The 22,424-nt window shown below is 54.0% G+C and carries 25 protein-coding genes and 4 pseudogenes; 13 read left to right on the plus strand and 16 right to left on the minus strand.

All coding sequences use genetic code 11. From position 1 onward, the window contains the following. Nucleotides 1-360 precede the first annotated feature (360 nt). The 3 genes from JMJ16_RS34315 (at nucleotide 361) to JMJ16_RS34325 (ending at nucleotide 2,118) form a co-directional block, all read left to right on the plus strand. A complete protein-coding gene (locus tag JMJ16_RS34315) occupies nucleotides 361-1,155 on the plus strand; it encodes a bacterial transcriptional activator domain-containing protein (RefSeq protein WP_201388895.1) in 795 nt (264 codons plus the stop codon). Nucleotides 1,156-1,170: 15 nt separating this feature from the next. Beyond that, nucleotides 1,171-1,362 carry a hypothetical protein gene (locus JMJ16_RS34320; RefSeq protein WP_201388896.1) on the plus strand — a complete coding sequence of 64 codons (192 nt, stop codon included), beginning with the start codon at nucleotides 1,171-1,173 and terminating at the stop codon, nucleotides 1,360-1,362. 90 nt (nucleotides 1,363-1,452) lie between these two features. Next, nucleotides 1,453-2,118, plus strand: a complete 666-nt coding sequence (locus tag JMJ16_RS34325) for an IS6 family transposase (RefSeq protein WP_236601861.1) — start codon at nucleotides 1,453-1,455, stop codon at nucleotides 2,116-2,118. 19 nt (nucleotides 2,119-2,137) lie between these two features. Here JMJ16_RS34325 and JMJ16_RS34330 read toward each other — a convergent pair whose 3' ends face one another. Next, nucleotides 2,138-2,740, minus strand: a complete 603-nt coding sequence (locus JMJ16_RS34330) for a recombinase family protein (RefSeq protein WP_307813268.1) — start codon at nucleotides 2,738-2,740, stop codon at nucleotides 2,138-2,140. Between the two features lie 179 nt (nucleotides 2,741-2,919). Between JMJ16_RS34330 and JMJ16_RS34335 the strand changes: the two genes are divergently transcribed. Continuing rightward, on the plus strand, nucleotides 2,920-3,309 hold the full coding sequence (locus tag JMJ16_RS34335) for a VOC family protein (protein ID WP_201372896.1): 390 nt from the start codon (nucleotides 2,920-2,922) through the stop codon (nucleotides 3,307-3,309). On the opposite strand, the pseudogene JMJ16_RS34340 reads toward JMJ16_RS34335, so the two are convergent. The 7 genes and pseudogenes from JMJ16_RS34340 to JMJ16_RS34370 all read right to left on the minus strand — a co-directional run bounded on the left by JMJ16_RS34340 (nucleotide 3,290) and on the right by JMJ16_RS34370 (nucleotide 6,926). Continuing rightward, a pseudogene (locus JMJ16_RS34340) lies at nucleotides 3,290-4,111 on the minus strand (IS5 family transposase). The gene JMJ16_RS34335 and the pseudogene JMJ16_RS34340 sit on opposite strands and share 20 nt — an antisense overlap. 114 nt (nucleotides 4,112-4,225) lie before the next feature. Further along, nucleotides 4,226-4,441: a hypothetical protein gene (locus JMJ16_RS34345; RefSeq protein ID WP_201388897.1), complete on the minus strand. Its 216-nt coding sequence runs from the start codon at nucleotides 4,439-4,441 to the stop codon at nucleotides 4,226-4,228. Nucleotides 4,442-4,476: 35 nt separating this feature from the next. Next, on the minus strand, nucleotides 4,477-5,019 hold the full coding sequence (locus tag JMJ16_RS34350; protein WP_201388898.1) for a nucleotidyltransferase domain-containing protein: 543 nt from the start codon (nucleotides 5,017-5,019) through the stop codon (nucleotides 4,477-4,479). Nucleotides 5,020-5,195: 176 nt separating this feature from the next. Further along, the gene (locus JMJ16_RS34355; RefSeq protein ID WP_236601862.1) at nucleotides 5,196-5,636 is read right to left on the minus strand and encodes a transposase; all 441 of its coding nucleotides are present in this window, start codon (nucleotides 5,634-5,636) and stop codon (nucleotides 5,196-5,198) included. A gap of 59 nt (nucleotides 5,637-5,695) precedes the next feature. After that, nucleotides 5,696-5,839, minus strand: a pseudogene (locus JMJ16_RS56510) (IS110 family transposase); the annotation flags it as partial. Nucleotides 5,840-5,893: 54 nt separating this feature from the next. Next, nucleotides 5,894-6,250, minus strand: a complete 357-nt coding sequence (locus JMJ16_RS54890; RefSeq protein WP_236601813.1) for a transposase — start codon at nucleotides 6,248-6,250, stop codon at nucleotides 5,894-5,896. Nucleotides 6,251-6,551: 301 nt separating this feature from the next. Further along, nucleotides 6,552-6,926: a nuclear transport factor 2 family protein gene (locus tag JMJ16_RS34370; RefSeq protein ID WP_201388899.1), complete on the minus strand. Its 375-nt coding sequence runs from the start codon at nucleotides 6,924-6,926 to the stop codon at nucleotides 6,552-6,554. Between the two features lie 1,207 nt (nucleotides 6,927-8,133). On the opposite strand from JMJ16_RS34370, the gene JMJ16_RS34375 reads away from it, so the two are divergent. Beyond that, nucleotides 8,134-9,132: a type I glyceraldehyde-3-phosphate dehydrogenase gene (locus JMJ16_RS34375; RefSeq protein WP_201388900.1), complete on the plus strand. Its 999-nt coding sequence runs from the start codon at nucleotides 8,134-8,136 to the stop codon at nucleotides 9,130-9,132. A 446-nt stretch (nucleotides 9,133-9,578) separates the two neighbouring features. Here JMJ16_RS34375 and JMJ16_RS34380 read toward each other — a convergent pair whose 3' ends face one another. Beyond that, the gene (locus JMJ16_RS34380; protein ID WP_236601814.1) at nucleotides 9,579-9,872 is read right to left on the minus strand and encodes a DUF6398 domain-containing protein; all 294 of its coding nucleotides are present in this window, start codon (nucleotides 9,870-9,872) and stop codon (nucleotides 9,579-9,581) included. 592 nt (nucleotides 9,873-10,464) lie between these two features. Here JMJ16_RS34380 and JMJ16_RS34385 point away from each other — a divergent pair. Together JMJ16_RS34385 and JMJ16_RS34390 are read left to right on the plus strand one after the other, a co-directional pair. Continuing rightward, nucleotides 10,465-11,439, plus strand: a complete 975-nt coding sequence (locus JMJ16_RS34385) for an NADP-dependent oxidoreductase (RefSeq protein WP_201388901.1) — start codon at nucleotides 10,465-10,467, stop codon at nucleotides 11,437-11,439. A 343-nt stretch (nucleotides 11,440-11,782) separates the two neighbouring features. Further along, nucleotides 11,783-12,784, plus strand: a complete 1,002-nt coding sequence (locus JMJ16_RS34390) for a transposase (RefSeq protein ID WP_236601815.1) — start codon at nucleotides 11,783-11,785, stop codon at nucleotides 12,782-12,784. 24 nt (nucleotides 12,785-12,808) lie between these two features. Here JMJ16_RS34390 and JMJ16_RS34395 read toward each other — a convergent pair. From JMJ16_RS34395 to JMJ16_RS34410, 4 genes and pseudogenes are all read right to left on the minus strand, one after another. Further along, nucleotides 12,809-13,383: pseudogene (locus JMJ16_RS34395) on the minus strand (IS5 family transposase); the annotation flags it as partial. Between the two features lie 72 nt (nucleotides 13,384-13,455). After that, complete coding sequence (locus tag JMJ16_RS34400) at nucleotides 13,456-14,340, minus strand: SDR family oxidoreductase (RefSeq protein WP_201388903.1); 885 nt, start codon at nucleotides 14,338-14,340, stop codon at nucleotides 13,456-13,458. Continuing rightward, nucleotides 14,330-14,698 carry a hypothetical protein gene (locus JMJ16_RS34405; RefSeq protein ID WP_201388905.1) on the minus strand — a complete coding sequence of 123 codons (369 nt, stop codon included), beginning with the start codon at nucleotides 14,696-14,698 and terminating at the stop codon, nucleotides 14,330-14,332. The genes JMJ16_RS34400 and JMJ16_RS34405 overlap by 11 nt, the downstream gene beginning before the upstream one ends. 59 nt (nucleotides 14,699-14,757) lie before the next feature. Further along, the gene (locus JMJ16_RS34410) at nucleotides 14,758-15,699 is read right to left on the minus strand and encodes an LLM class F420-dependent oxidoreductase (RefSeq protein ID WP_201388907.1); all 942 of its coding nucleotides are present in this window, start codon (nucleotides 15,697-15,699) and stop codon (nucleotides 14,758-14,760) included. Between the two features lie 826 nt (nucleotides 15,700-16,525). On the opposite strand from JMJ16_RS34410, the gene JMJ16_RS34415 reads away from it, so the two are divergent. Continuing rightward, on the plus strand, nucleotides 16,526-16,735 hold the full coding sequence (locus tag JMJ16_RS34415) for a hypothetical protein (protein WP_201388909.1): 210 nt from the start codon (nucleotides 16,526-16,528) through the stop codon (nucleotides 16,733-16,735). 38 nt (nucleotides 16,736-16,773) lie between these two features. Further along, on the plus strand, nucleotides 16,774-17,007 hold the full coding sequence (locus tag JMJ16_RS34420) for a hypothetical protein (RefSeq protein WP_201388911.1): 234 nt from the start codon (nucleotides 16,774-16,776) through the stop codon (nucleotides 17,005-17,007). A gap of 228 nt (nucleotides 17,008-17,235) precedes the next feature. Here the strand turns inward: JMJ16_RS34420 and JMJ16_RS34425 are convergent, their stop codons facing one another. Then, a complete protein-coding gene (locus JMJ16_RS34425; protein WP_201388913.1) occupies nucleotides 17,236-17,535 on the minus strand; it encodes a hypothetical protein in 300 nt (99 codons plus the stop codon). Between the two features lie 345 nt (nucleotides 17,536-17,880). Here JMJ16_RS34425 and JMJ16_RS34430 point away from each other — a divergent pair, with 345 nt between their 5' ends. Both JMJ16_RS34430 and JMJ16_RS34435 read left to right on the plus strand, forming a co-directional pair. Beyond that, nucleotides 17,881-18,756: a sigma-70 family RNA polymerase sigma factor gene (locus tag JMJ16_RS34430; RefSeq protein WP_201388915.1), complete on the plus strand. Its 876-nt coding sequence runs from the start codon at nucleotides 17,881-17,883 to the stop codon at nucleotides 18,754-18,756. 251 nt (nucleotides 18,757-19,007) lie between these two features. Next, nucleotides 19,008-19,760 carry a patatin-like phospholipase family protein gene (locus JMJ16_RS34435; protein WP_201388917.1) on the plus strand — a complete coding sequence of 251 codons (753 nt, stop codon included), beginning with the start codon at nucleotides 19,008-19,010 and terminating at the stop codon, nucleotides 19,758-19,760. A 397-nt stretch (nucleotides 19,761-20,157) separates the two neighbouring features. Here the strand turns inward: JMJ16_RS34435 and JMJ16_RS34440 are convergent, their stop codons facing one another. Together JMJ16_RS34440 and JMJ16_RS34445 are read right to left on the minus strand one after the other, a co-directional pair. Continuing rightward, complete coding sequence (locus tag JMJ16_RS34440; protein WP_201388919.1) at nucleotides 20,158-20,583, minus strand: hypothetical protein; 426 nt, start codon at nucleotides 20,581-20,583, stop codon at nucleotides 20,158-20,160. Nucleotides 20,584-21,130: 547 nt separating this feature from the next. Continuing rightward, a pseudogene (locus JMJ16_RS34445) lies at nucleotides 21,131-21,463 on the minus strand (DDE-type integrase/transposase/recombinase); the annotation flags it as partial. Between the two features lie 63 nt (nucleotides 21,464-21,526). Here JMJ16_RS34445 and JMJ16_RS34450 point away from each other — a divergent pair. Together JMJ16_RS34450 and JMJ16_RS34455 are read left to right on the plus strand one after the other, a co-directional pair. Next, nucleotides 21,527-21,763, plus strand: coding sequence for a hypothetical protein (locus JMJ16_RS34450; protein WP_374229140.1), 237 nt, complete (start codon nucleotides 21,527-21,529; stop codon nucleotides 21,761-21,763). A gap of 75 nt (nucleotides 21,764-21,838) precedes the next feature. Beyond that, nucleotides 21,839-22,009, plus strand: a complete 171-nt coding sequence (locus JMJ16_RS34455) for a hypothetical protein (RefSeq protein ID WP_201388921.1) — start codon at nucleotides 21,839-21,841, stop codon at nucleotides 22,007-22,009. Nucleotides 22,010-22,424 lie beyond the last annotated feature (415 nt).

Here is a 22,424-nt window from a genome sequence, read left to right on the forward strand (position 1 = left end):
AGGCGCAGCCTCTTTTCATCCTCATCCCCACCCGACACGGACATCGCGTTTCCTCATTCAGAAAAACTCCTACGCACGAGTTTTTTGAATGAGGAAACACCCTCCAGACTGTATATCCAAGAGACAAGACGCGATCTGCAACAAGCGGTCGAGACCATCGCTTGGATCTGAGAAAGGGAAATTCTTGATGCACTCCCCCTGCACATTCATCTGCTGGGTCGCTTCCTGCTGCTCTCGGGCGAAACCCCGATAACAACCATCACCGTTCCTCGTGTCCAATCTCTGCTCGCCTACCTTGTGCTCAATCGGAGCGTCCCCCAGGATCGCTCGCATCTGGCCTTTCTCCTGTGGCCTGATTCGATGGAAGCGCAAGCCCATACTAATCTGCGTCAACTGCTGTATCACTTGCGACAATCCCTTCCAGATGCCGACCAGTTTCTCTCAACGTCCAAACAGAGCCTGCAGTGGCTCCCAGTACAGGCAGAGAGTTCTTTCTTCCTAGATATCCAGGAGTTTGAACAAGTATGTGACCAGACAAAACAAGCAGAGCAAGCTCATGACATGACCGCGTTGCGGCAAGCTCTGGAGCAGGCGCTGCATCTGTATCATGGGGAATTGCTGTCTGGTTGCTACGAGGAGTGGATCGTTCCTGAACGGGACCGTTTGCGTCAGATGTTTCTCCAGGCAGCGGAAAGCTTGAGCATACTCCTGGAAGAAGAGGGTGCGTATCCTGCTGCGATCTCCGCCGCCCAAGCACTCCTACGCCAGGACCCTTTGCGCGAGGCGACCTATCGGCAACTCATGCGCTTACATGCCCTGCGTGGAGACCGAGCCGCCGCGCTGCGTGCGTACCATACCTGCGCCAAGGTCCTGGAGCGTGAACTGGGGACCGAGCCGAGCGCAATGACGCAGACAGTCTACGAATCACTCATGCACTCAAACCGTTCTCACAAGACCCAGACCGACCCACTTCCCAAACAGCGCACGGAGGCGCCATTGCAGGGCCGTAAAGCGGAGTGGCGGCGTCTCCAGAAATCCTGGAGCGCTGCGACAGGCGGGATTTCTGGTCGACAGAGTGGACATCCACATCTTGTGATTCTCAGCCGGGAGGCAGGGATTGGCAAAACGCGATTAGCGCAGGAACTTAACGTATGAGTCAGCCAACTTGGTATGACAGCGGCGAGTGCACGGTGTTATGCCACGCTGGGGCATCTGGCGTATGCGTCGCTCACCTCTTGGCTCCGCAGCGATCCGCTTCAGGCCAACTTCTCGCTGCTCGATCTAACCTCGCTCACGGAGATTGAGCGATTGGTGCCAGAGGTGCTTATCGCGCACCCACACCGGTTGTGTTGCAAGAAGTAAGCTGATCTGCTACAGTGGAGAGAAAAGAGCAAAAGAGGACTCACCGTGACTGAGCAACCCCCGTTCAAATGGTACCACTTCTAAGCCGATATCATTCTCTTGTGCGTACGATGCTACCTCCGTTATGCTTTGAGCTATCGCGATCTTGAGGAAATACTGTTGGAGCGAGGATTGCCTGTCGACCATACAACGATCTATCGCTGGGTTGAGCACTATGCGCCCGAACTCGAACGGCGTTGTCGAGCGCACTTGACGACCACGTCGCACTCCTGGCGGGTCGATGAAACGTACATCAAGGTCAAAAAAGAGTGGGTGTATTTGTATCGAGCGGTTGATTCGCACGGAAAGACGCTCGATTTCTTCTTCAGCTCGACGCGAGAGGCACAAGCCGCCAAGCAGTTCTTTCTGAAAACGCTCGCCGCTTCCCATACCAGGGGACCACGGGTCATCAACGTGGACAAAAACGCTGCCTCTCCCGAAGCGTTCGCGGAATTGAAAGCGGAAGGCTGTCTCCCCGAAGAGTGTGTATTGCGGCAAGTCAAATATCTTCATAACCTCATTGAACAAGATCATCGCTTCATCCAACGGTTGACGAAGCCAGGGATGGGCTTTTTCTCCTTCGAGACGGCCTGGCGAACCCTCCAAGGAGACGAGATGATGAACATCCTGAGGAAAGGGCAAGGACAAGGAGTGGCAAAAGGAGATGTGGGAGAGCAGGTCGCGCCGGTCGCCACACTGTTTGGAGTGATCGCCTAACTGAACGAGGAGGACCTCTTCACATCCATCTCGCCTTCGTCATCGTTTTTGCAACACAACCATAAAAGGTGCTCCGGCTCTTGAAGCCGGTAAGGGCCATGATCTCGGCGACAGAATGCTCTCGGCCCTTGTATAACTCCCTGGCACGTGAGAGGCGCGCAGGCGGGATCGAATCTATGGCGCGTGGCCTGCCGCCCTTTCTCCCACGGGCACGGGCAACCTCTAAGCCGGCCTGAGTCCGCTCGCTGATGATGTCACGCTCGAACTCAGCAAGGGCTGCGATGACGTGGAACATGAGTCGGCCTGTTGGCGTGGTGGTATCGATATTCTCCTTGAGGCTGCGCAATTCCACACCGCGTTCGGCGAGTAGGTTCACCGTCTCAATGAGTTCTTTCAGGCTCCGCCCGAGTCTATCCAGTCGCCACACGACCAGGATATCTCCTGGACGCAGCATTTCTAGCATTTTCAGAAACTCCGGGCGGTCGAAGCGCTTGCCAGTCACTTTATCGGTAAAGGTGCGCGAACATCCCGCCTTCGCCATCGCATCTACCTGAAGCGCTGTCAACTGCTTATTTTTTGAGACCGTGTTTTGCAATGCGCTGCGGTAATGCTGCGTGGCCAAAAGAGCAAGATGGGAGAAGTATTACTCGATCCCACCCTGGTATAGTAACGGAAACGTGAGCATACGACTGCGCATGTTGAGAGCTTTCGCAACCAGAAGCAGAACCATCCTAGGCCGCCTGATCGGTTCTTGATTTCTGTCCTCGATTTTGGTTGCTGAATAAAGAAAGGGTATACCTGATGATGAAGCTCGGCATAGACGCCATACTGCTCTTTGTGCGTGAACTGGACAAATGTACCGCATTTTATCGTGATGTCCTCAAGCTCCCCTTTGTAGGAAGCGATCCCGGCGTTGCCACCTTCAAGGTGCAAGACCGCTACCTGACCCTGCAATCACCAGAAGGAGTCGCAAAACTCTTTGGGATTGAGCCCGACGCAGTTAATATCGAGGGCAACCCGCGTGCCATGATAGCCTCTCGAGTGGAAGATGTTCATGCGACCTATGAAACCCTCAAAGCAGCGGGTGTTCCCTTCCTCCGACCACCCACCGATCATCCCTGGGGGGTACGCACTGCCATATTTGTCGATCCCGAAGGCAACCTCTGGGATATCAACCAAGATCTAGAATAATGGGGGGGGTGGGAACTGGTTCGTAGATGCCTCGCCAAACGGGCGAGGAGCAGCCGAATCATCGCCACCTGGATCAGCATTTCGCTGGTCTGCACTTTTCGTTCGTAATCTTTACTCATTCTCCTGTTGCGAGAAATCCAACTGAACGTGCGCTCCACCACCCAACGGCGCGGCACAACGCTGAAGCCTCGGGTGCCTGGAGCACGCTCCACCACTTCCAGTTCCCACTCACCTGTAGCTTGACACCAGGCCGCCAACTCCTGCCCGCGACTGCTCAGATCTTTTTCAGGCGAGGGACAAAGAACTTGAGTCCTGCGAGTAGACAACGGGCTCCCTTGGTGTCGTGGGTATCAGCAGGGGTGACATAGAGGGAAAAGGGAATCCCCAGCGTATCCACGAGGATGTGCCGTTTCCGTCCCTTGATGTGTTTGTGCGCATCATAGCCACAGATCCTAGCGGATTCCTCGACCGTTTTGATACTTTGAGCGTCCATGATAGCAGCACTCGGATGTGGGTTCCTGCCTTGTCGTATGCGTTCAGCCCGGTGCAGTGCCCGCAACAAGAGCGTCCAGGTGCCTTTGAGGCGCAGGCGCCGAAAATGATAGAAGACGGTCTGCCATAGGGGAAAGTTACATGGCAAGTAGCGCCAGGGGCAGCCGGTGCGCAGGACATAGAAGATGGCGTCAAAGATGGATCGCAACGAGTGCGTGAGCGGCCTCCCACGTTTGGGCTGAGGAGGCAGATGCCGTTGCAGGCATGCCCACTCTGCATCGGTCAGATCGCTTGGATAACTGGTACTCATTCTACCAGTCTACCACATGAGGTTTCCTCTGCACATTCCGGAAATTTGAGAGAAACTGCCTCCCAAGCGGTTTCTCTCAGTTCCAAAACACGGTCTTAGAGGCGGCAGTAACAGTCATGCTTTGGGCTTGACCACTTCGTCTGCTTTCATCCCTTCTGGTCGGGCAAGTCCGAGAATCTGACGCATTCGTCCAACAGCCTGCATGAGCTCTTTTGGCCCTTTCCCAATGTTTGCGAGGATCTCTTCTGTCTGGCTCAGCCCTGCCCGCTGTAGTAGACGCTTTTCGTTGAGGACCCATATGCCTTGTTCTGCTGCGTGTGCATGGGCCATCGCCATTGCTGCTCGGGCAAGGGACCCTGCACAGGCTACCACTTCGCTACGAGTAGCATATCCCTCAGCAAAGAGTAACGAGAAGGCCGCATTTCCTTCCCACCAAGCCGGGGCTTGCTTTCGGAGGGCATCAGGGAATGAGGGGCGTGGAAGGTTTCCAGAAAGCACTTTCCAATGGCGAGTTCACCCATCTGGACATAGGTTGGTAAACCAACAATATGGCCTGCCATATTATCCACCTCAAAGCGCCCACCTTCTGCTTCCTTTATCCAGTATTCAACAACAGTGAGATCCCGGTACAACACGTCTACATGCTGCCCATCAATCAACAGCCAGCCCCCTCCATTGACGAGCCGCCCCCACGTCCCAGGCTCTACCACATGACCGGGAAAGCCGAGTGCTCGAAGATCGGAGGATTGGATGTGCCTGCGATAATACAGGCCAATATCCCAATCGCTATCTGGTCGTGCTTCACCTCTGGCACGAGAGCCGCCAAGAGAGACTGCTACAACTCCCGGAATATGGATCAGTTGCTCGACAAGAGGTTGGAGAAATGGAGATATCTGTTCTTGATTCACAATACATTCCCTCTTTGCTTGTTCTTCGCCTCCCATTCTATCACTTTTAGGGACAGTGTAAATGCAGAGCGTCTCTCGATTGCCATGAGTGTAATACGGCAGAGCGCTGTGGTATCCTCGCCAGGTGCTTGATACAAGAGAAAAGCGTGCTCTAAAAAGATCTGCTCATGTCTCTCTTAACCAGGAGACGCTAATGTGGGCAAATGAAAGGTCCGGCCTCCCAAGACGAAGCTTTCCATCTCCGTTCCTATCCCTAGCCAATCCAACTCGCAACGCACGAATTCGAGACGCGAGAGACCCTGCTTTCTCGCTGTCGATTTGTTTCGTGCCCACTCCATGATCGCTCGGGCAACTCGCTCCTGATCTGCATGCCGATCTGCTTCCTGCTTGGAAAGCACATGCCAGACGATCACAAGGAGCTTACGCGCAATGGCGACAATCGCTTTCTTTTTCCCAATGCGTGTGGCAAGCCGCTCGAACTGCTCTTTCCAGTGGGGGTGATGCTCCACGGCCATCCATGCCAATTCGACAAGGGCCGCTCGCATCTCTTTCCGTCCTTGCTTGGTAATCTGTCCAGTTTGATACGTCTCTCCTGAGGCATGGACGCTTGCCCCCAGGCCAGCATATCCAACGAGATGTTTCGCGACTTCAGAAAGCGCGTAATATCACCAATGGCGGCCAGCAGAACGAGCGCATTGATGACCCCAATCCCAGGTAACTGAAGCAGAAAGGGCACCTGACTTCTCCAGCGTTCGGTTGCACTCAGATGGACGAGCTCTGTGTCTACTTCCTCGATTAGAGGCTCCAGACTCTCAAGCACAGACAGATCTTGACGAATGCGTAGCTTCTCTGAAGCCGAAAGAGGAAGCGTTTCTCACCAGGGACGTTGGGCTGGAGTGAACAGTCCTCCAGGTGGAGGCACAATATTGTATCGATGGAGGGTGCTACGCAGCCGATTCTTGGCCTGGGTTCGTTGGCGAATCAGGCGAGTGCGGTGGGCAATGAGGGCCCGCAACTCACGTACATCCTGAGGGGGAATCCAGACGGCAGGGATGAGACCGGCGGCCAAGAGTTGGGCCAAATGCAAGGTATCACGAACATCGGTCTTCACGCGAGCAGTCGTAATCAGTTTCACGAGCAACGGATGCGCGACTGTGACCGAGGCGACCAAGGAGCGGAGTTGATCGCAGAGTGTGATTTGACACTGGTTTCGTCCTCGATATCGAATCATATCCTGTCCTACGACCTGCCTGAGAAGCGGCTTGAGAGAAACTGCTTGAGCAGGAAATGCTGATCTTTTGACGCATATACGTAACATTGGTCCAATTTAGGAACCATAAAGTGTCCTGTGGTTTGCCAGCCAGTTTGTCCCCACAGGACAGGATATGGGTCAATGACGAGTCAGATGGTTTATCGGTCAAAACCGTGTTGTAGTTCATCTGCCAGAAAAGCCTGTGTATGCGGCTGAGCAAAGAGGGACTTTTCCAGCAGAAGCACTTCGTTATGAAGAAAACAGATGATATGAGTCGTAATCAAGAGACGATACGTACAGCTCCTGAGATAATTTGCCAGCGCTCATCCTGAAACAGCCATACACGCAGATAGCGGCAGAAAGCCTCAAGAGGTTTTCCCTGTAATCGCACCTTTACATGAGCTTTTACTGCAACAATTGCGCTTTCTCCATAGAATTGCATAACTGGTTCTTCGGCAAACTCCACTGCTGTCTGAACAACAGCACCAGATGCATGACTTTCGATATCATCGCGTTTTCCCTGTACATTTCCCTCGACATCAATAAACACCAGATCATCATGTAGTAATTGTTCAAGGGCTTGCACATCATTGTTCACCATTGCCTGTTGAAGCTGCTTCTCAGCATGCACAATTTCCTCAAGGGAGTGGTTCACTTCTCTCTCCTTTCATTCGTGCTAACAACACTTGTCAGTCAGTCAGTCAGTCAGTCAGTCTGTCTTCTTCCTCAAGGATAGATACTCAAAGTAAAGAAGTAAAGAGGAAACCCATGCTCATAGCATACTTTTTACCCATAAGATGTCCCGTTTGACGCATATCTGAGAACGCGAGTCCAAAAAAACAAGAGCATTTCGTCCTCTCATAAAGGGAGACTATCTGCAATGGACTAAAGGACATGTGATTTGACAATCAATTTGTCCGAACTCTTGACGGATATCCTGTCCAGCACTTGGCTTGACAGGACGGTTGAGAGCTATGTCCCAAAGTGGTATTGTTCAGCTTTTGACGCATAAACATGACTGTAGCGCAATTTTTGACAGATATGCTGTCCATTGGTCCATTCTCGTAGAAAGCGACTGTTCTGCTTACAAAAGCATGGACTCAGAGGTCGGGATATGGTTCAAACCGGACACAAAATGGTTCAAACCCGTGAAAAAGCCATACAGAACCCGGCAAAGTGAAATCAGGCCGCTTGTGCTGTCAAGAACGCTCTGACGAGTCCACTTTGTGAAACAGTTTCCTGAGCTAGTGGACTACATTATCATTTTGAACCATAAACCGTCCAGCACGGCCCATAAAGTGTCAAAAAAGGACAAACTGATTGGCAAACCACACAAGCTCTTGTGAGGACGGATTGAGTTATAAAACTGCACCCAGTCCTTAGCGGCATGCAAAAATTCTCCCAACATCTGATACAAGCAGGGTTCAGACACAGTAAGCTTGAATAAGCCCACGAACTGATTGCTTGTTATCTTACCGTTCGCTTAAATCTGGACGCAATAACTGGCGGTCCTGATCGCCCGCTCTTCTGGCTTGCAGTCTCACGAAAATGCTTCTGCTAATCGGTGCGTGGTTGTTATTTGACAGGATTGTCATCGCCTCTGACAAATAAAAGATCGTATCATCCGTGCTTACCCTTTTTCGATTTCCGCCATATAACCTGACGATCTATCATTTCCCAGTCTTTTTTCATTCGCGAGGTTGCTTTTTCCCTTTTTTACTGGCTGTGTGACGCGATATTTGGCAGGAACGCCAGAAATTGCGGCAAAAAAGGTTCGATTTTATCGAGATCTCCTGGTATACTTGCTGATGAGATGTTTGTCCTCCGCGCTAACTTTTCAGAGGAAATAAGGGAGATGCTGTGTGAGTAACATTGCAATCTATGGTTTTGGACGTATTGGACGTTCTATGCTCAAATCGGCATTGAAGCGGAATCTGTTCATACCCGTTGCGATTGCCGACATTAGAGATCTTGAGACGACAGCCGCCGTCTTTCAAGTTGATAGCAACTATGGCCGCTGGCATGAAGATGTCAGCACCAGAGAAAATAGTTTTCTGATTGGTGGGCGTGATATCCCCTATATCGATTCGTCCAAAGAAGTGCCCGATTGGGGAGCGATGGGCATCGATCTGGTTGTTGACTGCACAGGCCGCGCCGTCACTCGCGCCGGAGCGCAGGTTCATCTTGACCGTGGCGCGAAGCGGGTGCTCATCAGCGCCGCGAGCAAAACCCTTCAGGATTGCGACGCCGTTCTGCTGCCTGGCATTAACATGGATAGTTTTGATCCGCAGGCCCACAAAATCGTGAGCATGGCAAGCTGCACCACCAACGCCCTTGCTGCCGTAGTGAAAGTGATGCTGGAGCAATTTGGCATCCAGTACGGCTTATTCACAACGGTTCACGCGTATACCAACACCCAATCTTTAACCGACCAGCCCATGCGCGACCGGCGCGATTCGTGGGCGGCAGCCGAAAATATCATTCCTTCCTCCTCCGGCGCGGCGAAAGCTCTCAAGTTTATCTGGCCGGACCTGAAAATCACAGGCAAGGCGTATCGTGTCCCCGTCAAGACCGGCAGCATCGCTGAACTCAATCTCATCACCGAACGCGCGGTCACAGCGCAAGAAGTGAACGCCGCCTTTATCCAGGCAGCCAGCGAGGGGCCGCTGAAAGGGATTATGGATGTGCTGAAAGAGGAATGGGCATCAGCGCGTATTGTCGGAGACTACCATTCTTCGATTATTGATCTCCCTCTGACCCAGGTGCAGGAGGGAAATTTTGTCTCGGTTGCGGCCTGGTACGACAATGAATGGGGATACGCTTCGCGCCTCGCCGAGACCGCAGCAAAACTTGGGGGCTAAAGGGGCGCGCCGACACGTGGGCATCAGCAGGGATATAGTACCTTCGCTGATGTCCCGAGTTTTGCTCCATTCCTTAGGGAGAAACGGTCCGCTTTCCTCCTCATGATCCACGGAAGACAAGAACGTCCAATCGTGAAGCTCGTTGGGTAAAACGTGAGTGAGCATGGAAACTGGCTGGAGAGTCAAACATCACATAGCTTATTGCGGCACCTTCAGGTACGTAACGACTCCAATACGACAGCTTATGTGGCAGAAAGAAGTGTTGTTTTTGCCTAAATGACAGCTATGGATATCATTGGAAGACACGGCATATTATGTGGCAGAGATCAACACAATACTTTTGTCGTAAAGCCAGGCTGGTAGAACCTTCAAAGCATCTTTACGGATATTTTATCTGGGCTCTAGGACATATTCGGTGTGTCTACCTGACTCTGGGAAACTACTGATCAGGCGTCGGGGATGTAGGGAATCAACCCTTTGCGGAATGCAGCCTTCTGGATCTCCCTGGGTGCTTGGCGCACATCGATGATGAGTCCATTCACCTCAAGCATCCAGATCAAAGGGTTCTTGTCCACCATGGAGGGGAGCGACCAATCCGGGTCCATGGGATACATGCCCAACAGGTCACGGATCTGTTTGGATTTCGCCTGCATCGTGCTCGAACTGAGATCGAAATACTCCCAGATCTGGCTTGCTGCAATGTGGGGAGTCTGGGAGGCATCAAAGAGAAAGTTGACCATGCCTAGAGAACCGGTCGAGTAAATGCTCGTGTCCAATTTGCCAGGGAGAGAACGTGCTTCTCTAGCGTTGCATCATGGTTTCGAGTCGTGCTTTGACAGCAGGCCACTCGCTCTGAATAATGCTGTAGTAGACCGAATGGTGATAGGAGCCATCAGACATAATGAGATGATTACGCAAGACGCCCTCTCTGACCGCTCCTAAAGCGTCGGTAGAGAAATAGAGATGACGATGCGACGTTACTCAGACAATACATCGGAAACCAAATGTTCTACCCCCTCCATAAGCATCAGCAGAAGATCCTGGGCTACCTGTTCTGAGGGCCTGGTGGCTGGCTCTCTGCTCCACTGGAGGGCCTCTCCCACAATAGCCCAACTCATGGCTCTTGCCATGGTTGCCTTTGGGATAGCCCCTCGAATTTCTTCTCTCTTCCGCTCGTTTAGCCATCTCAGGAGGAGTTCAGCCAATTCCTCCTGGATGACCCGTTCGATTGTTGGGCTCTTCTCCCTTAGTATTTTAGACGACGGGTGCGAGATCGCGCAACCGCGATGAGAGGCACCCTACTATTGAGGCTGTACAAAGACAGGAGAACACATGCTGACTTCCATCAATACCACCATGAAAGCCATACGCATTCATCGCTCGGGAGGGCCTGAAGTCTTAGAATATGAGGAGGTGCCCCGCCCCATCGCCGGACCAGGTGAGGTGCTGCTTCGTGTCTGTGCAGCGGGCGTCAACCCCGCTGATTGGCGAGGGCGAGCTGGCTTTCCAGACCTCCCAGAACACCTCCGACCAACCCTTCCACGGCCCAGCACGCCGGGTTTTGATGCTTCAGGTATCGTCGAGGCCGTCGGACCAGGAGTCACCGAGTTTCAAGAAGGGGACGCCGTCTATGGCATGATCCGCTTCCTGTCGAGAAGTTCAACCTATGCGGAATACACCACCGCTCCGGTCACAGATCTCGCCTTCAAGCCAGCGACGATCGATCATCTCCAGGCCGCAGCGGTTCCGATGGCAGCACTGACAGCCTGGCAGTTTCTCTATCAAGATCTAGAGCCTGGTCAGACAGTCCTGATCAATGGTGCCGCCGGTGGCGTGGGACACTTTGCGGTGCAACTGGCGAAGATCAAGGGAGCGCACGTCATCGCGGTAGCATCGAGCCGCCACGAGGTATTCTTGCGCGAACTGGGCGTCGGTGAGTATATCGATTACACCGCCACTCCTGTAGAGCAGGCGGCTCGCAACGTCGATCTCGTCTATGACACCGTAGGCGGCGCGAACGGAGATCGCCTGCTCTCCGTTCTCAAGCGCGGCGGCAGGCTGGTAGGAATCAATATTGGCAATTATTCAGCCGAACGCGCCGCCTGGCTCGGCATCACCATTGGCACGAAGCATCCGAGCCTCCATCCCGATACAGCACAACTCGCAGAGATAGGTCACCTGATCGACACCGGACAGGTACGCGTTGCTATCGATGCCGTCGTGCCACTGTCCGAGGCATACAAGGCGCACGTACGCGGCGAAGCGGGCCATATGCGCGGAAAGATCGTTTTGCACGTCGGAGAGTAGGGTCGCTCGCGCTCCCGCTTCTTGGATTCGCGTGGCCATCTGAACTGTGGTGATGACACTGCTTCATTGCGCGGTCTTTTGCACCTCGATCAGGAGAGGGAGACGCAAAGACCGCGCAATGAAGCAGTGTCGTTCCCCAGATGCCAAGCACGAGAAATGGCAAGATCGCCTTGCCTCATACGTGGGAGCGAAACGCAGCAAACCAGGAGAAGAAAATGCAACCATTGTATCTGTTAGTGCGAACCTTTGTGCCTGAGGGTGCCCCAATTGTCGTGGGCATTGATGAGACGATTGAACGGCGTCGGGGAGCAAAAACGCCGCGAAAGGAATCTATCGCGATCCGGTGCGTTCGAGTAAAGAGTTTTTTGTCAAAACGAGTGGTCTGCGTTGGGTTTCGATGATGCTGCTTGCGCCAATCCCCTGGGCCCGATGGGTCTGGGCTTTGCCGTTTCTCAACGTGCTTGCTCCCTCTGAACGATACTATGAGCAGCGTGGGTGGCGACACAAGAAGATCACCGATTGGGGAAGGCAAATGATTCGCCAACTCCGTCGCTGGCTGCCTGATCGGTATCTGGTCGTCGTCGCCGATAGCAGTTATGCGGTCTTAGAATTGCCGGCTTGTGCGGCTGGTTTGCTCGCACCAGTCACGGTAATTACGCGTTTGTGGCTGGATGCCGCTTTATACGACCCTGCTCCTGTTCGTAAACCCGGGACCAACGGGCGTCCGCGCAAGAAAGGGGCTTGCCAACCGACACTGCAAGCCAGACTGGTAGATCCTAAGACGAACTGGGAGGCACTCCCGGTGGCCTGGTATGGCGGGCAGCAACGCTTGGTGGAAGTGGCGAGCGGCACGGCCATTTGGTATCACAACGGCTTGCCGCCCGTTCCCATCTGTTGGGTTTTGCTCCGTGATCCGCAGTCCCATTTTTCTCCCCAGGCACTGCTCCGTACCGATCAGGCGATCAGCCCCACCCAAATCATCGAGTGGTTTGTCTTGCGGTGGCAGGTGGAGCTGACCTTCCATGAAGTGCGGACGCATTTGGGGGTGGAAACGCAACGACAATGGTCTGATCTGGCGATCTTGCGTACAACACCAGCGCTATTAGGACTCTTCTCCCTGAGAACACTGTTCGCTCAGACATTGTTTGACGGCAAGCCTTTACCAGAGCGTCAATCCGCCTGGTACATCAAAGCTCTCCCCACCTTCGCCGATACGCTCGCGTTCGTTCGCCAACAGCTTTGGCCCGTCACCCTTTTTGGCATGTCGCCTGCAAAACCCGACATGGTGGAAATTCCACGAGCACTGCTTGATCGTTTGACCGACACGCTCGCCCTTGCGGCGTAATATGGAGAAAGTCTAGCTTAGAGCTTATCCAGAAACCAGTACTTTGGCAAAAACGAGTTGAGCGCAGGCCAGATGAAGGGACGCCAGGTAATTTCTCCCTTTTTCTCCCAGCGCACCAGGAGGCGACGCGAGCGGTTGATCCAGGAGTGAGTACGTTCCACTACCCAGCGGCGCGCTCGATAGCCAGGAGTGAAGACCTTTTCTTGCTTTTCAGCACCCCGACTGCGGATGTGAGACACGTACTGATGGTTTTCTATCTCTTGGAGGATCACGGGATAATCGTAGCCTGCATCCAAACACAAGTGTTGCGGCTGCGATTCAGTCGGATCAGGCCGGGCGATGACGCTGCCGTCCAGGGTTGCACAGAGGAGTTTCATATCGTGACGGTTGGCTCCGTCGATGATAATGGCCAAAGGAAGTCCAGCCCCATCAGTCAAGAGACTGCGTTTGACACCTCGTTTGCCGCGATTGGTGGGATTGGCTCCCGTCGAGGCGCAACCGAAAGGGGCTTTCGTCATTGCCCCATCCACTGACTGCCACTCCCACTCGATTCCTTGCACTTCATCATACTCCATGAGTCCGGTTTGCCAGAGCGCTTCACGGATGTGTGGCTCATCGCCACACATCCGTGAAGCGCTCGTAATACGTTTCGTACCCAACTCCATCTCGGGTTATTTTTCCAGAGCGAGCTGGGAAAACGTGTTCTGACGAATCAACTCCTCAGTGATGTTCCAGAGACGTTGGCGTATTATCACATCATAGGAAAGCTTGGAAGAGGAAGTTTGCTTGCAGTCAGAAAAGTACTTCCCACTCACTCTCTCAATCTCAGGTGAGGTTGCCAGGTAGAGCGTCGTCTGCGCTCCTTTCTCGACATTTCTCCCAACAAAGAAGTAGATCACTCCCCCAATGACATGCGCAATACCTTTAAAGCCATCGTTAAAGTTGGAAGCAATTATGCCAGGATGCAGCGCGTTGACAGTAACACCAGTCCCTTCAAGCTGACTCGCCAGTTCATAGGTAAAGTAGATCTGCGCCAGTTTGGACTGGCCATACGCTTTGCCGGAGCTATATCTCTGCGTCCCCTGGAGATCAGCAAAATCTATCTTTCCCTGGGTATGCGCGAGAGAACTGACATTCACGATGCGCGCTGGTGCGCTGGCCTTCAGCACATCCAGCAGGAGATGAGTGAGCAGAAATGGAGCCAGATAATTCGTTGTAAAGGTGTATTCTAACCCATCGGCAGTAATCTTGTGCTCGCTATTAATTCCTCCAGCATTATTGATCAGCACATGAAGCTGTGTATAGTGCTGTTTGAACTCGTCGGCCACGCGACGTACCTGGGAAAGCTCGGAGAGGTCTGCAACGATCAGATCTACCTGAGCGTTTCCGCTCGCCTCTTTGATCTCTGCTTGTGCTCCTTCTCCCTTTACACGATTGCGACAAACCATGACCACCGTCGCGCCCATCCTGGCAAGTTCTCTGGCTGTTACCTTACCAATCCCTGAACTGCTGCCTGTCACCAGGCATACTTTTCCCTGCATGGTGTTATTTGTCATACTCTGTATCTCCAGTCTGATTCTGGCGAATGGTGTCGCGCATCATGGTCACAAGTGCCTCATTACTCAAACCTGAACGCGCTTCCTCAAGCAGTTCGCCCCAGGCCCTCTCAAGATCGATCTGGTAGCTCTTACTGAGCCTGATCAGTTGGATCAATGCATCCGCGATATTCCGGGCAAGATGCGCGTTCTCCAGAGGCATCGCGAGCTTGCCTTCGATGATCATCACATCGTCGGCCAGCCTTCCAACTACGGCGGCCAGGTGCGTCACCAGCAGGCTCCTTTCCCACGGCCCGACCACCTCATGAAAACGCTGTGACAACTCCTGGGCATCGTTCATCATCTTTTCGAGTTTCATCTTGTTGTTGCCTTTCTCCTCAAAAGGGGAGGAATTCCATGTTTTGGTTGATAACTGACTCAGGCGATACATGCTTGAGCAAAGTGGCGGATCGAATCCTGTTGGATAGCATTGGGAAAGGTGACGATGAGTTCCTGCACACCTGCCGCCTCATATGCCTTGAGGCGTGTGCGGACCGTCTCAAGGGTGCCAACCAGCGCCATATCGAGCTGCGCTTGAGATCGAAACATCATAGGTACCAGGGCCATGGCCTGCTCATCGGTATCGGCAATGGCACATAGGGTGCTGACGGTGCGTCGGATACTCTCATAGTCGCGCCCAACGACCTCGCAATGCTCTTTGAGCAGCGCAAATTTGTGTGCCACTGTGGCTGGATTGCCCGCCACGTTACAGGCATCTGCGTATTGGGCCACCAGTTTCAGCGTGACTTTCTCGCCGCTGCCTCCAATCAGGAGAGGGATATGTGGTTTCTGCACGCCCTTGGGCTGATTAATAGCACCGCGAAGGTGGTAGTAGTCACCTTCAAAGGTCGCTTCTTCCTGGGTCCACATCGTGAGAATGACCTGGACCGCTTCGCGCAGTTGACGCAGACGCTTTGGTGCATCAGGATAGTCGTAGCCGTAGGCGCGGTACTCGTGTTCGTACCATCCGGCTCCGATGCCAAAATTGAGCCGTCCGTGTGAGAGCACATCGAGAGTACTCGCCATCTTTGCCAGCAACGCGGGATTGCGATACCCATTGCAGGTGACCATCTGCCCAATGCGTATGCGCGTCGTATCGCGCGCCAGTGCGGCCGCACTGGTCCAGCATTCAAAGGTCACTTCCTGGGATGGCTGGGGAACCGTATGAAAATGGTCGACCAGCCAGATCGACTCATACCCACACTCTTCCGCTGTTTGTGCCATATGGGTCATCGTTTCATAGGCTTCCACGGGATCGATGATCCCTACCAGATCCATCAACCAGCCTTGTGGCAGTTGAACTCCATAGGTGAGAGACATCCTGAACTCCTTCTTTCTTTTCGAGCAGAAAAAAGCTCTCTGTCATTTTGCTCTTGACACTGTGCTGCTCGACGTTTAGAGTGTAAACTATAAAGCATACTTGAAGGTCAAGTCCTTTTGAAGGTCAAGTCCTTTTGAAGGTCAAGTCCTTTTGAAGGCGGAGATTTCCCTCTGAAAACCTGGCACGAGAGACAAAAAATCTCTCCCTCAGATCTGAACCTTCCGTATCAATTGTTCAGATGATGTAAGAGTGCTTAGACAGGGGTTGTCTTGGCTTGAGGCAGCAAGATGACCGTATTACCTAGGCGTTCCAACTAGCGAATAAGCCGTTGTTGAATCTTCTGTTTATTTGCGATGGAAAAGGAGCCAGCACCTCTCTTACAGCTCACCTCCATCGTGGGGACACGACTTCCAGAGATGTTCCTCCTGAAAACTGATCCGACGCTTGCTCGTGAAAGATCACCAACAGGGCGTCTTTCCACATGAGAGTTTCCTCTACGTGCTTCCCAGATGGGAGCGACAATGAGTAGTTCTTCCAGACGCCCGAAGACAGCTTCTTCTTCAAGCTTGGTAGCCTTAGTATTTCCATCGTTTTCAGTATTGGGATCTTTCCTCCATAGTGAGCGTACCAGCTCAGTCCATCGAGTTCTTTTTCATGCTGAATGGTGCACCTACGGTCACTGAGGTGAACTAAATTGAGAATCGAATTGCCAGAAAGAGAAAAAAGAGGATGATCTTTTCATCACACATTGCACGAGAAAGGATCATTCTCCTGTGTCACCTCATAATACAGCTCTGAGAGAAGCCAACCAATGAGCATCTTCTGATGATCAAAGAGGTCCAGGCAGCCGGTTTCACGTTAGCCGAGTTAAAAGAGCTTGATGAAGCCTGTCACGCAGCAAGGGAACTGCGGCAGCGCTACACCACCGGCGCCTGCGACCACTCTCTGCCAGATGAGCGTCCAGAGGAAACCGTAGCGCGGTCCCGACGGCGTGGCAGCGAGCAGGAGATCGAAATCCGCCATGTCTTTTCGTAGTTTGCGAGTGTAGGGTGGCCGAGGCGAGAGCGGTCATCGTGCCGTTGACGTGGTACCTGCAGGCTACCTTTGGTGAGGAGGTGAGCGCGTATACCACACCAGCACTCCCCTCTCAATCGATCTGGACACGCCAGAACCGCATCCAGAAGCGGAGCTTTACGCCGCTCGCGGTGTTGGTCGATGATCAGCCAGCGTTGCCGCGATCCCTCGCTCTGATCGGTCTTCATCCGGATTTTTATTTCGGCAAGGGACAGATGAGGGGGATTGATTGATTACTCGTGCCATGCCTCTGCTCCTCTCGTGTGTGCCAGGTCCAAAGGATGCGAACCTCATACGAAAGCACAGGAATGCGGCTCTGTTTCGCCTTGCGCGGAGCTGCTCCACGAGCCATTCGGCCACGTCTTCTTGCACCGCTGGTCGACGTCCGATCCCCCCCCCTGTGGGCCTGGCGAGCGAGGCTGCTACCACTCATTCTCGCCAGACCCTCGACTCCTGGGCCTTTAGAAGGACCGATAGGACCTGGCTGCCGTCAACTGTTCGGCGGTCGGCGGCTCAGAGATCCAGGTCTTGAAGTGCTCAGCGAACGCCCGATATTCTGGCAAGACCAACAACGGATTGTCTACTCCGTCGTCAGTGACGCTGAGCGTGACAAAGGTCTCCCCGTCTGGAAGCGGACAGACAGCGTACAGAAAGCCCTGGGGCCGTTCTCGTTCCAGCGCCTCCAGCACGCGTTTGCCGGCCGCATCGATGTCGGCGCGTTTGTCGGGCTTCACTTTGGTATGGGAAATCGCTACTTTCATGGGAACTGTTCCTTTCACTTTTCCATCTGGTTCGTTGTGCTTTTCCGATGGCGGTGCACAACACCCTCAAGATGCGTCTTGATGGTGATGAGATCGCCCAGTCGGCGCGGTCAAGAGGAGTGGATCTCCCTCTCACCTCGGCTGGGTTTCCCTCGTCACCCTCCCGACGTATCTCACGGAAAGAATGTGACCGGCTTCTCACCGGCTTGAGGCAAACCCGTGGGCCAGTGCGGGAAACGTCCTGCTCTCTTGCGATGACGCGCCAAGACGGGCTGGCTCCCTGTCACATCAGCCCGGTTTCCTTCGTCGTTCTTATGACGAATGGAGAAAGAAGGAAGAGCATGAATGGATGAACATGACTGGCTGGTTGAGCGCTTCGAGGCAGAACGTCCCCAACTGCAGGCGATGGCCTATCGGATGCTGGGTTCCCTTCCCGAGGCGCAGGATGCCGTCCAGGAGTCCTGGCTGCATCTGGTCCGCACGGACCCAAGCACCGTCTCAAACCTGGGCGCATGGCTGAGCAGGGCGGTCACGCGGATCTGCCTGGATATGCTGCGCGCGCGCAAATCGCGGCGCGAAGAGTCCCTGGAAGCGTCCTTTCCTGGGTCCATCACCAGAGAGCCTGGCAGAAGCGACCCCGAGCAAGAAGTGGAGCTGGCCGATGCGGTGGGTCTGGCGCTGCTCGTGGTGCTCGATCAGCTTGCTCCCGCCGAGCGCCTCGCCTATGTGCTGCACGACATCTTCGCCGTGCCCTTCGACGAGATCGCGCCTCTCGTGGAGCGCTCAGAGGCTGCGGCCAGGCAACTCGCCAGCCGCGCCCGCCGCCGAGTGCGGGGAAGAGCGCACATGCAGGACGCTGATCTCACCACCAGCCGAGAAGTGGTCGAAGCCTTTCTCACCGCCGCACGTACCGGAAACTTCGACGCGCTGCTCGCCGTGCTTGATCCAGATGTGGTGCTCCGACGCGATCCAAGAGCCGTACCTGCGGGCGGAGCAGGAGAGCTTCATGGGGCGGCGGCTGTGGCCAAACAGTTTGTGGGACGTGCTCAGGCAACACAACCAGTGCTGGTCAATGGCTCAGTGGGAGTCGTCGTGGCCCCGTATGGGCGGCTGCTCAGCGTCCTCGATCTCTCAATCAAGGGAGGCAAGATCACCGCGATCACCACGATTTCCGATCCTGCACGCCTGCGCCAGTTGCACCTTGCGGTCCTCGACGACTGACGAACCGCCGCCCGTTCAACGCCGTGCTCACACGACTCGAACGGCGGGAGCACGGGCACGACTCGAACGGTGGCCGCATGCTCGCGTGATGCGTCGCACCATCGGTCGGAACTTGCGGAAAAATAGGGGGAGTCGATGAGATGCGCAACGAGGGAGACCACCATTTTTTTACGACAGATTGCGACTTGGTAAGAGAGGCAATCAGTAGCATGATGGTATCACCATCATTTCATACCTGGAGGAGAAGCGATATGACGAAATGTGCTCTGGTTCTTGGCGGGGGTAGTGTTGCGGGCATTGCCTGGCAAACGGGAGTAATCACGGGTATGGCGGATGCAGGCGTCGATGTCCGAGATGCCGATGTGTTCGTGGGCACATCGGGCGGAGCATGCGTGGCGGCGCAGATTACTAGCGGCCTCACGTTGGAGGAGCTATTTCAGCGGCAGGTTGACCCTGCCTTGCAGGCGAGAGAGCTCGCCGCGCAAATGGACCTGGCACGATGGAGCGCCGATCTTAAACAAGCAATGGAAGGTGCCGGGGATATTACCGAGCTTATGCAACGCCGGGGTGCTATGGCCCTGGCGACGCACACCGTGACGGAGGCCGAGCGGCGCATCTTCAACCATGCCTCCGGCGTTGACCTCGTAGACGCGGTCGCGGCCAGTTGCGCTATTCCGGGTGTCTGGCCCCCGGTGACGATCGATGGGCATCGTTACATCGATGGCGGAACCTATGCCAATGAGAACGCGGACCTGGCGAGCGGCTTCGAGCGAGTGCTTGTGCTGGCGCCCGACGTTCCCGCCCATTCCCCAATCACACTGGACGCTCATAGCCAACAGTTGCGGCGCGAGGGAGCCAGGGTAGATATCGTGCACTTCGACGAGGTCACAAAGAAAGCCCTGGCGGTGGTCGGCGGCAATCTGCTCGACCCTGCTGTGCGAGAGCGCGCCGCCTACGCCGGACGCGCGCAAGGCCGCAGCATCGCAAGCCAGTTGTACGGGTAGGGAACGTGCTATATGTGCCTCATACATATCCGCGTCGACATATGATGGATGCGCTTTGGATTCGTGTACACGTACTAGTAAACGAGACCAAATCCGCACCGATGTTGAGGCGACCGTGAGGGAAGCAGCATGCATTGGAGGATTTGATCTTCTCTCAAGGGACCAATCTGCACCACAAGGGCTGTTATCCACGCGTCTCTTGGAAATGAGTCGTGGGACAGATAGCGATGTTCCGCTCTTTCTGGGTATCAGTCAAAGCGAAACATGTTCCTGTAACCAGGCCGATTCACTAACCTTTTTGGACTCTTTCCTCATGTATGTGTGAAGCAGGACTTCTCTGTATGTGCGAAACAATCCACCTCTGAAGCGGTTTCTGCAGAGGCATCTCTAACACGTATCATGAACTCAAAAGGATGACATCAGCACAGCGGCACGTCAGCCAGAGGCACACCTGCTGCTGTGCTGATGGAGCAGGAGCAGAAGCGGTTGCCAGGATGCGCCGGATGGTGAAGCTCAGCTTCGTCGGGTGGTGCCTATGAAGGGCCTGAATGTTGAGCCGACCACAATACCAGTCCCACATATTGCTCATGTACCCCTCTACTTGCTTCTGACTCATGCCCAGCCGCTCCCGCATCCCCTGGTGCACCTCTTCCTCTGTACATGCACCCACAGACCCTGCTCGCCAGAACGGTTTCATGCGGTGCTCCAGTTCCCCAGCTTGCAGGCACGCTTCCCAGTGCGTGTCCAGGCCATGATCCACTAACTCAATGACATGCAGTTCTAGTACGCCCCAAAGATCAAAGTCTACTGCTCGAAGTGCCATCCCTGTTTTCGTTGCGATCACAAATATATCCGCAATGGATAGACTAAGCTCTGTTTGATGGGCTTGTCAAGGGGCACTACTATCCCCACAACTCGTTGCGCAAGTTGTGGGAATTAGCACGCGAGGTCCAGACGGTTTCAACAGTTTGCTTCGTTTCCTGATCATACGAGGTAAAAACATGTTGCTCCTGATATATGTCGCTTATGCTCATTATGGCGGCGTTGTACATGACCGCTCAGGCCTACATAACGGATGTGTTGGCTGATGGGATCGACCTCAGCATAAATCTGCTGAGGGGATGGGAAAAGCGCATTCATCCGAGTGGCAATATGAGCCTGTTGTTGGCTTCTGGGAAGTGCTAGGAATGTTGTTTCACACGATTGGCAACAAAGAGCAATGCGTACTCCTCCCCCAAAGAGGGCATAGCCCTCAAAGTAATTCATCGGGTCTTGGATACCTCGCTGGCAGACAACACAGGGCTTCCGAGGTTGTGTTGCAAGAATTATGAAGAAATCAAAAGAAGAATGAAGTTCCTTCCTGGTGTCGTTTAAGCGACCACTCCAAAGAACCTGGTAATGAAGGCATTCTGGCCTCGCACATCTCCTTTGTTCGCGCCTTGTAGTTGCCCTTTCCCAATCATGTTTATCACCTCGAAGCCTTGTACGGTTCTCCAAGCTGTCTCGAAGGAAAAGAAGCCCATCCCCGGCTTCGTCAACCGCTTGATGAAGCGATGATCTTGTTCGATGAGATTATTGAGCTATTTTACCTGTCTCAACTCCATGTGCTGAGGCAGCGCTCCAGCGGATTTGAGCTCACCAATGGCTTTGGGAGAGGCTGCGTTCTTGTCGACATTGATCACACGAGGGGCTGACGTGATGGTTGTGACGTCAGTCAGAGCGCTGGATATGGTCGTTTCGTCAACGATCCCTGGTGGGGCACACAGATCGCAGAACTCTCTCGGATCAGTCCGGCATTTCGGGAACTATGGGCCCGTCACGATGTATTCAACAGGCCGGAAGGATGGAAATCCATACGCCATCCGCTTGTAGGAGAACTGACCCTTGATTTTTTCTTGCTCCAGGCGGTCGATTCGGAGCATCTGCGACTCCTGATTTACTCGCCCCGTAGCAATTCCGGGACCGCCAAGAAAATCGAGCGGCTTCTCGCCTTTGAGGAATAGAGGAAGCATACCGTCTCAAAGGCCATTTATAGACATAGGCGCGAGTCAGGCAACCTGGGGAAGGTATTCCTTGCCATGACAGCGACCATTCCCCAGGAGCGCCGTGAACTTCTCCAGCAGCGACAGACGGTGATTGCCGTTAACTCAGGACTGCAAGAGCGCGAGTTACTGAAGCAGGCGTCACTGGCTTCCGCCTTAGCCGAAGCGTTGCGGCAACGCGGGATCACCGACCCGAGCGTGCTCTGATCGCTGAGGCAGGAATCGCTGCCTTGAAGGTTGCATCCGTCCGCAGGATCAGTGAAACAGGCCCGCGAAAGCTGTCACAGCTTCTCCGAGAGTCACTTGACGAGCTCAAAGCCGTAATCGGTCCTTGGGAATGAAAAGACCGAAAAACAGCGCGAAGCCGCTAAGCCACTTTCCAGGCTCGTCCCCAGGCCCACAAATCGGCTCACGCGAGGAATCGTGAAGTGCGCGAACGAGTGCGAAGCACTTGGCTAAAGGCAATTGCTATCACCCTTCATCAACTTCTACCCGTTTTACCGCCCACTTAATTATCCCATTTTCTCCCACAGAGTCCAATGATTTACATTTTTCATCATCTCTTTTCGGAAGATGCAAATCTCACCCACAACAGCCGCATCCACATGGGTATAGTTCGACG

This window comes from Ktedonobacter sp. SOSP1-52 (genome assembly GCF_016587395.1).

Excerpts from the sequence above, each read along its gene's own strand:
- JMJ16_RS34315 (WP_201388895.1), top strand. The coding sequence starts at position 361 with ATGGAAGCGCAAGCCCATACTAATCTGCGTCAACTGCTGTATCACTTG.
- JMJ16_RS34320 (WP_201388896.1), top strand. The coding sequence starts at position 1,171 with ATGACAGCGGCGAGTGCACGGTGTTATGCCACGCTGGGGCATCTGGCG.
- JMJ16_RS34335 (WP_201372896.1), top strand. The coding sequence starts at position 2,920 with ATGATGAAGCTCGGCATAGACGCCATACTGCTCTTTGTGCGTGAACTG.
- JMJ16_RS34345 (WP_201388897.1), bottom strand. The coding sequence starts at position 4,441 with ATGGCCCATGCACACGCAGCAGAACAAGGCATATGGGTCCTCAACGAA.
- JMJ16_RS54890 (WP_236601813.1), bottom strand. The coding sequence starts at position 6,250 with ATGATTCGATATCGAGGACGAAACCAGTGTCAAATCACACTCTGCGAT.
- JMJ16_RS34380 (WP_236601814.1), bottom strand. The coding sequence starts at position 9,872 with ATGGTCAACTTTCTCTTTGATGCCTCCCAGACTCCCCACATTGCAGCA.
- JMJ16_RS34385 (WP_201388901.1), top strand. The coding sequence starts at position 10,465 with ATGCTGACTTCCATCAATACCACCATGAAAGCCATACGCATTCATCGC.
- JMJ16_RS34400 (WP_201388903.1), bottom strand. The coding sequence starts at position 14,340 with ATGACAAATAACACCATGCAGGGAAAAGTATGCCTGGTGACAGGCAGC.
- JMJ16_RS34405 (WP_201388905.1), bottom strand. The coding sequence starts at position 14,698 with ATGAAACTCGAAAAGATGATGAACGATGCCCAGGAGTTGTCACAGCGT.
- JMJ16_RS34410 (WP_201388907.1), bottom strand. The coding sequence starts at position 15,699 with ATGTCTCTCACCTATGGAGTTCAACTGCCACAAGGCTGGTTGATGGAT.
- JMJ16_RS34415 (WP_201388909.1), top strand. The coding sequence starts at position 16,526 with ATGATCAAAGAGGTCCAGGCAGCCGGTTTCACGTTAGCCGAGTTAAAA.
- JMJ16_RS34425 (WP_201388913.1), bottom strand. The coding sequence starts at position 17,535 with ATGAAAGTAGCGATTTCCCATACCAAAGTGAAGCCCGACAAACGCGCC.
- JMJ16_RS34430 (WP_201388915.1), top strand. The coding sequence starts at position 17,881 with ATGGATGAACATGACTGGCTGGTTGAGCGCTTCGAGGCAGAACGTCCC.
- JMJ16_RS34435 (WP_201388917.1), top strand. The coding sequence starts at position 19,008 with ATGACGAAATGTGCTCTGGTTCTTGGCGGGGGTAGTGTTGCGGGCATT.
- JMJ16_RS34440 (WP_201388919.1), bottom strand. The coding sequence starts at position 20,583 with ATGGCACTTCGAGCAGTAGACTTTGATCTTTGGGGCGTACTAGAACTG.
- JMJ16_RS34455 (WP_201388921.1), top strand. The coding sequence starts at position 21,839 with ATGACAGCGACCATTCCCCAGGAGCGCCGTGAACTTCTCCAGCAGCGA.